At 58.8% G+C, this 8,369-nt stretch carries 8 protein-coding genes and 1 pseudogene; 4 read left to right on the plus strand and 5 right to left on the minus strand.

The window, feature by feature from the left end; all coding sequences use genetic code 11:
• Positions 1 to 180 precede the first annotated feature (180 nt).
• Positions 181 to 459, minus strand: coding sequence for a tyrosine-type recombinase/integrase (locus NW852_RS10915; protein ID WP_414366470.1), 279 nt, complete (start codon positions 457 to 459; stop codon positions 181 to 183).
• Between the two features lie 18 nt (positions 460 to 477).
• Complete coding sequence (locus tag NW852_RS10920; protein WP_414366468.1) at positions 478 to 747, minus strand: phage integrase N-terminal SAM-like domain-containing protein; 270 nt, start codon at positions 745 to 747, stop codon at positions 478 to 480.
• Positions 748 to 921: 174 nt separating this feature from the next.
• On the opposite strand from NW852_RS10920, the gene NW852_RS10925 reads away from it, so the two are divergent.
• The 4 genes from NW852_RS10925 to lgt all read left to right on the plus strand — a co-directional run bounded on the left by NW852_RS10925 (position 922) and on the right by lgt (position 4,549).
• Positions 922 to 1,254 (plus strand): hypothetical protein, encoded by a 333-nt coding sequence (locus tag NW852_RS10925; RefSeq protein WP_414349069.1) that lies wholly within the window; start codon positions 922 to 924, stop codon positions 1,252 to 1,254.
• A gap of 75 nt (positions 1,255 to 1,329) precedes the next feature.
• Positions 1,330 to 2,316, plus strand: a complete 987-nt coding sequence (locus NW852_RS10930; protein WP_414366466.1) for an ADP-ribosylglycohydrolase family protein — start codon at positions 1,330 to 1,332, stop codon at positions 2,314 to 2,316.
• Positions 2,317 to 2,655: 339 nt separating this feature from the next.
• Positions 2,656 to 3,348: a response regulator transcription factor gene (locus tag NW852_RS10935; protein WP_414366464.1), complete on the plus strand. Its 693-nt coding sequence runs from the start codon at positions 2,656 to 2,658 to the stop codon at positions 3,346 to 3,348.
• A gap of 43 nt (positions 3,349 to 3,391) precedes the next feature.
• On the plus strand, positions 3,392 to 4,549 hold the full coding sequence (gene lgt, locus NW852_RS10940; protein ID WP_414370790.1) for a prolipoprotein diacylglyceryl transferase: 1,158 nt from the start codon (positions 3,392 to 3,394) through the stop codon (positions 4,547 to 4,549).
• Between the two features lie 29 nt (positions 4,550 to 4,578).
• Here the strand turns inward: lgt and NW852_RS10945 are convergent, their stop codons facing one another.
• The 3 genes and pseudogenes from NW852_RS10945 to NW852_RS10955 form a co-directional block, all read right to left on the minus strand.
• Positions 4,579 to 6,534, minus strand: a complete 1,956-nt coding sequence (locus tag NW852_RS10945) for a tetratricopeptide repeat protein (protein ID WP_414426738.1) — start codon at positions 6,532 to 6,534, stop codon at positions 4,579 to 4,581.
• Positions 6,535 to 6,549: 15 nt separating this feature from the next.
• Positions 6,550 to 8,031 (minus strand): site-2 protease family protein, encoded by a 1,482-nt coding sequence (locus tag NW852_RS10950; RefSeq protein WP_414426739.1) that lies wholly within the window; start codon positions 8,029 to 8,031, stop codon positions 6,550 to 6,552.
• Between the two features lie 47 nt (positions 8,032 to 8,078).
• Positions 8,079 to 8,369 (minus strand): annotated as a pseudogene (locus tag NW852_RS10955) (magnesium-protoporphyrin IX monomethyl ester cyclase); the annotation flags it as partial.

Raw genomic sequence — 8,369 nt, forward strand, 5'->3', positions numbered from 1 at the left:
GTTGGTTTGCTAAGTGTTGCTACTGTACCCCTTGATTCCTTAACAGGCTGTACCTATTGTTCGTGAGCTGGGAGCAAAATATAAAAAAGTATAGCGTAAAGAAATCTAATGTACCCCTTGATTCTTGAACAGGCTGTACTTGCGCTCCAAAGCAAAGGGCAAATAGACAGAGCCATATCCTTATTCCAAGTCCTGCTGATGTTGTCGCTGGACCCAGAGCAAGTGTTCTTGCAAAGGTTCCACTAGGGTTTCTGGCAGCATCGTTAACCGGCTCTCCATCCCTTTGCTATGGCGAATCGCCAGTTGCCGTTGGGCAAAATCCACATCTTTAACCCGGAGCTGCTGAGCTTCTGCCAACCTCAAGCCACTGCCATACAGCACCTGCACCACTAAGCGATAGATCCCAGACAGATGCACAATGACAGCCTTGACCTCCTCAGGGGTTAAGACCGTAAGCAAATAGCGTGAGCACTTGGCTCATACGGCGTCTAGGTTAAGGTCTAGCTCCAGACGCAAAACTTCTCGGTAAAGGAACAACAGCGCACTGAGAGCTTGGTTCTGCGTGGACGCCGCCACCCCCTCCTCCACCGCTAAGTGGGTTAAGAAGGCATTGATCTGCTCGCCACCCATCTCCTTGGGGTGTCGCTTGTTGTGAAACAAGATATATCGACGGATCCGGAGAAGATAAAATTTCTTAGTCTGGTAGGAGTAGTGCTTGACTCGGAGAGCATCACTGACCTGCTCCAAAGGTTGTTGGTGAGGGGGCGCTGGGGTTGGTGGGTAGTAGAGGCGAACAGCGAAAAACTTACATAGTGTAACAAGTTACTGCCCCCGACTGTATGCTAGGCTATCTTCAGCACTCTAAGTCATTGACGGCGGGTGAGTTCAACTGTTAGGAGTCCTTCTGACAAAGTGCCAATTATGAAAAGCAACTATGACCTGACAACAAGAGATGGCTTTCGGAGCGCAATCAAAGATCTCCGTGAAATTCCTGTTCTTGGCCAAATTTATGCTCCGTTCTTTTGGATCGCTGATAAGGTCTTTGATTTTCTAGAACCTGGGAAAGCTGTAGAGAAGCAATCGAAGGTAGCCGTTGACCTAATCAAGGCCGGCAAAGAACACGGGGCAAAACGGATGAAAATTATGATGGATGAGCAGGCAGGCTTCCATCTAGATGTCCCCATTGAGGGGGTAAAAGTGAATGTTGGTGCTGGTAGTAAAGGAAAGGTTTTAATAGATATTGAGTATTCCTAACTCATCGCTGCAGGCGCGACGGCCCTGACGGGCCGCGGACTGAGCTCAAACGTTACCCCACTTGGGAGAACGCAGATGCAGCAACAAGACCGTTTCCGTGGGTGTCTTCTCGGTCTTGCCGTTGGGGATGCTATCGGCACTACCGTTGAGTTTCGTCCACGGGGAAGCTTTACACCGCTGACGGATATGGTTGGCGGAGGTCCATTCCATCTCCGTGCAGGCCAGTGGACTGATGATACTTCGATGGCGCTTTGCCTAGCAACCAGCCTTGTTGAGTGCAACGGGTTCGACGCTCATGATCAAATGAGGCGTTATTGCAAGTGGGCCGAGACGGGTTACTTGAGCAGTACTGGGACATGCTTCGACATAGGTTCTACGACCGCCTCTGCATTGCGCAGGTTTCGCCAGACAGGAAACCCCTTTGCCGGGTCAAGCGATCCGCGCTCAGCCGGCAATGGGTGCATAACGCGGTTAGCGCCGATTCCTATGTTCTTCTTCCCGAACCTGGAAGCAGCAGAACGATTTGCAGCGGAGAGTTCCCGAATTACTCACGGTGCGGCGGAATGCCTAGATGCTTGTCGTCTTTTGGCGCGGATCATTTGTCGGGCATTATCTGGCAGCTCAAAGGATGAGGTTGCCCTGGGTGACAGCCAGACATTCGTGGGGGCCGAGAAGATCGTTGCGATTGCCCGCGGAGCCTACCGTCAAAAGCTGGAAGATGAGATACGAGGCTCCGGGTATGTGGTGGACAGTCTGGAAGCGGCGATGTGGTGTTTTGTTCGTTCCCACAGTTTTGAGGAAGCGGTTCTCATGGCGGCAAATCTAGGCAACGATGCCGACACAACCGCTGCGGTATGTGGGCAAGTGGCAGGAGCGTACTATGGTGTACAAGGAATTCCTGTCGCCTGGCTAGAACGGCTTGCGTTACATTTGGAGATTGCGGAGCTCGCTGACCGGCTGTACAGCGCGAGCAAGAAGAGAGCGGCATACCGTTATGTTGCCAGCCCTAATAGCTTGTGGGTGATGGGAAGGGATCCCAATCTCGTCTACTCTTTCTCCTAGCAGAGATAAAACCGGAAGCAGTGACAGCTTAGAGATCCCCAAGCAGAATGCAATCAGCAGATCGAGAAGAACTCTAGCCCTGGAAAACTTAACTTTCTAATCCCGTCAGCACTGCCAGCAAGGAAGTCCCAGGAGCTATGCTAGGCTGGGCTGCTAGACAGGTCAAAATCTTTATAGGAACTCAGGTACAGCCTGTCAAAGAATCAAGGGGTACGGTAGCAACACTCAGCAAACCAACTTCGGGAGCAGGATGGATTGATCAGTACTGCCAGTTCCCACGGCTAAGGTATGCTGGTGGGCAGTGAGCAAGTTTCCCGCCTCTTCTTTTGAGGAGAGAGTATGCCAGAACCGGAATCCTCCTCTGCCCACATTCTGGTGATCGAAGATGAGGCCAAACTGGCCCGTTTCCTGGAAACTGAGCTGGCCTATAGGGGATATCGGGTGAGTGTGGTCGGCGATGGCACGGCAGGGTTGGCGGCAGCCCGCGACCAGAATCCCGACTTGGTGCTGCTGGACTGGCTGTTGCCCGGGATCTCAGGGTTGGAGGTTTGTCGGCAACTGCGCTTGACGGGCAACCGCGTGCCCGTGGTGCTGATGACCGCCGGCGACGAGGTGGCAGATCGGGTGGCAGGGCTGGATGCTGGGGCAGATGACTACGTGGTCAAGCCCTTTAGCCTGCAGGAGTTGCTGGCGCGGATACGGATCTATTTGCAGCACCCCAAGGGATCCCGCGACGGCCGGTTGGTGTTTATGGATTTGACACTGGATCCGGTGACGCGGCAGGCGAGCCGGGGAGAGCGACAGGTGGAGCTGACGGCCAAGGAATATGAGCTGCTGCGCTACTTGATGGAACACCCTCGCCAGGTGCTCAGCCGCCAACAGATTTTGGAGCATGTGTGGGGGTATGACTTTACGGGCGACTCCAACATCATCGAGGTTTATATTCGCTATTTGCGCCTCAAGATCGAAGGCCAAGGGGAAAAGCGCCTCATCCAAACAGTGCGCGGTGTAGGCTATGTGTTGCGCGAGTAGAGGCAAGCTGGATCGACAGGGGGACTGAGTTGAGGATTTTGAGGTGCAGAGCGTGCTGTTAATGAACCTATGGGGTGCAAGGCTGCTGGGCCTTACCTTCAGCTCACCGGGAGAGTTTGTCTTCCGTTTTCCCCCTGAAACTCCGCTGGTAGGTGGGCTGGGGCTGCGCTGGTACGGCCTGCTGATGGCTATTGCCGTGTTGGTCGGCCTGCTCCTAACCAAAGCCCTAGCAGAGGCTCGCCATCTGGAGAAAGAGCCCGGCAAGGCCAGCGAACGGGTCGAGATCCTGGCCCTGTGGCTGGTGGTGTCTGGGTTTCTGGGCGCCCGCCTCTACTATGTCCTCACCCACTGGTCAGAGTTCAGGGACGATCCCCTCTCGGCCTTCGCCATCTGGCGGGGAGGCATCATCATCCACGGTGGGATCTTGGCTGGCGCGCTTGCTCTTTGCCTCTATTGCCGCGCCACCGGGATCAACGGCTGGAAGTACGCCGATGTGCTCACGCCGGGGTTAATCTTGGGCCAAGCCATCGGGCGCTGGGGCAATTTTTTTAACTCCGAGGCCTACGGTGCCCCTATTCCCCCCGACAGCAGGTGGCCCTTGCGGGTATACATCCCCCCCCAAGCCCGCGAGCCGGAATACAGCCAGTTTGAGTTTTTTCACCCCATCTTTTTCTACGAGAGCCTCCTTAACCTGGTTCTGTTTGCTCTCTTGATGGGGATGTTCTGGCGATTTCCCAAGCTTAAGGATGGCACCTGGGTTTGGACCTATGTTGTCGGCTACAGCTTAATTCGCATCCCTTATGAAATCTTGCGCGTCTCGGCGGTGGCCTATCTGCCGGGAACTACCATCAAGGCTGCCTATGTGGCCAGCGCCATAGGCCTAGTGCTTGGGATCGGCATGCTGATCTACATGTACCGGCTGCGCTTTGATCCCGATCTGGAGCAATTGGCGGCTTGGCTGGCCGAACGAGCAGGGCTGGAGCTGGAAACAGCCGCAGAGCTTGTGCAGCGGGCTTGGGCCATCCAGCAAAAGCACCGCCGCGCCGACTTGCTGGATCGCGTCACTCTGGCCATGCCTCATTTTCCCAGTGCCCTTGCCCCCCATCTCTCGCTGGGCCAACGGGAGCTGCTGATGCGGCAACTGTTCTGCCGTCTGGAAGGCCGGGATCCCGCTGGAGAAGGGCTGGCCCAAGCAACTTAGCGCTAGGGCTATCAGGCTGAAACCAACCCTCAGGTCTTTAGACTTTGCAACCAGGCTTCCAGGGCGCGGATGGGGGCCGGATCCCGGTAGACGCGCTCCTGGCGGGCTTTTACCTGCTGGCCCATCTGTTCCCGCCAGCAGTCATCCAGGCCCAGGCGCACAGCCATCTGGACATACTCATCTAGGTTAGAGGCGATGGTTGCATGGATCCCCATCTGCTGCAGGATGGCGTAGGTGTGGCGACCCCGCATTAGGGATCCCGGCAGCGTGACGATGGGCAGCCCGTGGGGCAGGGCTTCCAGGGTGGTGTTGCCGCCAGACCAGCCAATGCTGTCCAGGTAAACATCTCCCAGGGCGTTGTAGGCGGCATATTGGGCGGGGGAGAGTTCCGGCAGCAGCAGCACATAGTCTTCTACGGCCAGGCCGTAGGCGCGGAAGGCCCGCTGTAGCCGTTGCCAGAAGCGCTGGCGGATCCCTTGGGAGAGGCGGCCCCGCAAAAACAGGAATTGACACCGCCCCACCTCCCGAGCAATGCGGGGGAAGACCTCGTCGTACTGGGGCAGGTACTTAAACAGAGATTGGGCGCAGAGGTAGAGCACCCTATCGGGATCCACACCCCACGCTTGCCAGTCCACAGGGGCGGGGTCAACGTCCAAAGGGATGTAGTAGGTGCCGATGCCGGGTAGGGGCAGGAGCTGCTCGGTGTAGTGGCCGGTCCCATCCGGCGGCTCCATTAGTTCGCTGCTGATGAAAACGTCCAGCGTCGGCAGGCCAGAGGTTTGCGGATGTCCCCAGGCCATGGCCTGCACAGGGGCCAAACGCAAGGCGGCCAACTGGGCGCAGACCGGGTCAATGCCCACTTCCGGGTAGAGGAGCACGTCCAGCTGGGCCCCTCGAATTGCCGCCTGCCACTCCGCCAAGCTGCGGGATCCGGCTATAAACTGCTCAAAACGCGGTGGCAGGGAGCGCGTAATCTCGTCTTGGACGGCCGAGGTGTGGAAGCCGTAGAGGGCCACTTGGGAGCGATCCAAAGCTTCTACCCAGCCGTGGGTCAGGATCTTCCAAACAGAGTGATCCCGGAACAGGCCGGAGACGATACCCACCCGAAGCCGCCCAGGACAGCGCCGCAGGAGAACGGGGGGCTGCGGGTAGCGAGCCGCCATCACCTCCCCCACCAGGGATCCGTACAGGTGCTGCAGCTCGCGGTCGTTCTGGCCCTGGTAGGGCAAAAAGAAGGGTTGGACGGAGCCAACACCAGCAGCTGCCCGCTCTAGGGTTTTGGGATCCCGCGGCAGTTGTGCCCAGCGGGCCTTCACCTGCTGCAGAGCTTGGCGGTAGCGCTCCCGGGCAACTGGGATCTGCTCAGAGGTGTCGTAGAGCAGGGGCAACTGGCTGACACACCAGCCCAGGGCCGCCGCCAAATCGGCAGGATCAGTTTGCCAGAGGCGGTAGAACAGCTCGGCAGCTTCCTCCTCCCGGCCACAGTCCCGCAGCAGGATGGCCAGCGTATAGGCAGCATCGGCAAAGTCTGGCTGCAACTCCAGAGCCTGCCTCAGCGGCACCAGGGCCGCCTCCAACTCCCCCTGCTGCCGCAGCACCAGTCCCAACTGGTACAGAACTTCCGGATCCGGCCCCCCTTGCTCCAGAGCCCGCTGGAGGTGGGCTTTTGCCTCCCCCAGCCGCCCCGCCTGCTTGAGAACAATGCCCAAATTCAAGTGGGCGTCGGGAAACCACGGCTGCTGCGCCAAGGCCTGCTGCATCAGGGCAATGGCTTCCTCCAGGGATCCCTGCTGCTGCCGACAGACCCCCAAGAGGTGCAGCGCCTCCGGGTGGGCGGGCTGGGCTTGCAACACCTGTTGGTAGAGGGAGATGGCCTCCTGCAGTTGCCCCGCCTGGTGATGGTGGACAGCCTGAAGCAGCAGGCGCTGCAGGTGCTTCTCTCTATTATCTCGGCTGGGACCAAAGCCCTTTCCCGGCGGCGACATCGAGCTTCCCAGACTTTAGCCGTTGGGGAGGTTGAGGAAGCCCGCCAAGGCTGGGGCAATGGGCAGCAGGGTCATCACCATCAAAAAGAGAGCTAGCAGCGCCAAGGCATCCCGCTGGCCGTCGGTTTCGGTAATCTCATCCTGCGGCGGACGCTCCGGCTCGCGGGCAATAAAGAGAATCAGCAGCGCCCAGTAGAGGGCCAAAACATTACTGATGGCTGCCACTGCCAGAGCAATCAGGGTGATGACCGTAGCACGTGCCGCCGTCTTCCGCCCGTACACCGCCTGCACGATCCGCCCGCCATCCAACTGGCCCGCCGGCAGCAGGCTCAAGGCGGTGATGGCCAAGCCAATCCAGCCCACGGCCACGAAGGGGTGAATGGGCACCAGCTCCCCCTGCAACTGGGATCCCAGCACCAGCCGCGCCAGCGTGCCCACCAGGATGGAGCTGCGGAAGATCTCCGTGGGCACGTATAGGCCACTGGAGCCGGAGAGCTTCAGGCCAACCAGCAGCACCACCAAGGAAAGGAGACCCCCCGCCGCCGGGCCGGCAAAGGCAATGTCAAACAGGGCCTTGCGGTTGGGCACCGGCGACTGGATGCGGTTTAGGGATCCCAGCGTGCCAATCCCCAAACTGGGAATAACAAAAGCTGGGCTGAGGCGTACGCCGTACTTGCCGGCCATCCAGCGGTGTCCGGTCTCGTGCACCAGCAAAATGGCAAAGATCCCCGCCGCCACCGGCAGGGCCTCCACCCAGCGCCCCGGCGCCTCTAACAGCCGGAAGCCCAGCAGGTTGGCCCCCACCTCCAAAGTGGCCAGAAAGCTAGCTATCATCAGGCCCGCAGCCAGGATCTGTGCCCCTGTCGAAGCGCGGTAGTTGACGATCTCATCTGGCAAGACCACCACCGCCGGCTTTTCCGAGGCATCTTCCACCAAAAACAGTTGGTAGCGGTTGCCCAGCCGCTCCTTCAGCTTTTCTGTCAGCAGGGGCACCACTACCTCTGCGTCCCGGCGGAGGTTGCCCTTGAAGATTGCCCCCTCCCCGTAGGGAATGGTCTCGGTGACGAAGAAGGTGTCCAGACCGAAGATGGATTGAATCGCCTGCAAATCTTCCGCAGAGATGCCCCGCAAGACCAAAGGTTGCTCGACAGGCGTCTCCCCAGCCCCTTCCGAGGGGATTTCCTGCCGCTCCTCCATCTGGGCCAACTGCTGTCGCCGCGCCTGCAGCTCCTGCTGGGCCAACTGGCGGGTTTTGCGCCCCACGGCAATGTAGAGCCCCGTGAACACCAGCAATAGCAGCAGGAAGCCAGCAAAGCTGAGGTAAACCCCAAACAGCAGCAGCCCTAGGAAGACCACCCAGGGCAAAAGGAGCAGGGATCCCTGGAACCACACCCAGACAGCCAGGGATCCCCGCTGGCGGGCTCGCCAGAACCCCCACCCCAAAAAGGCCAGCGTTCCCAACAAAAAGAGGGGCGTAATCTCGGCGGCGATGTTCATGGCTGACCTACGAGGTTTACCGATACTGAGCTGGGATCAAGAGCCGCTCAAGCAGAAACAGCCGCTTCTCCAAAACGAGGCTCCGGCTGCTCCCACAAGTAAAAGCCAGCTTTGCGCGGTTTGAGCAGGAACAGCCGCAGGAACTGGTAGGCGTTGTTGAGGTAAAGGGGCAGCTTGCGCAGGCCCTTGAAGGGGCCAGAACCGCGGGCAATCTCCCTCAACTTGGCGTTGTTGGCCACGCACTTCTGCAGCCGGCACACAAACTCAGGGTTCTCCACATCCAGCACCACCGGGAAGACCTTGGCCGCCTCGCGGTTGGTCTTGTAGATCACCTCCAT

Origin of the sequence: Synechococcus sp. H60.1, from assembly GCF_047462335.1 — a bacterium.
Taxonomy (GTDB): domain Bacteria; phylum Cyanobacteriota; class Cyanobacteriia; order Thermostichales; family Thermostichaceae; genus Thermostichus.

What these genes read in the sequence shown, in the direction of transcription:
- NW852_RS10925 (WP_414349069.1), top strand. Translation starts at nt 922, where the DNA reads ATGAAAAGCAACTATGACCTGACAACAAGAGATGGCTTTCGGAGCGCA.
- NW852_RS10930 (WP_414366466.1), top strand. Translation starts at nt 1,330, where the DNA reads ATGCAGCAACAAGACCGTTTCCGTGGGTGTCTTCTCGGTCTTGCCGTT.
- NW852_RS10935 (WP_414366464.1), top strand. Translation starts at nt 2,656, where the DNA reads ATGCCAGAACCGGAATCCTCCTCTGCCCACATTCTGGTGATCGAAGAT.
- NW852_RS10945 (WP_414426738.1), bottom strand. Translation starts at nt 6,534, where the DNA reads ATGTCGCCGCCGGGAAAGGGCTTTGGTCCCAGCCGAGATAATAGAGAG.
- NW852_RS10950 (WP_414426739.1), bottom strand. Translation starts at nt 8,031, where the DNA reads ATGAACATCGCCGCCGAGATTACGCCCCTCTTTTTGTTGGGAACGCTG.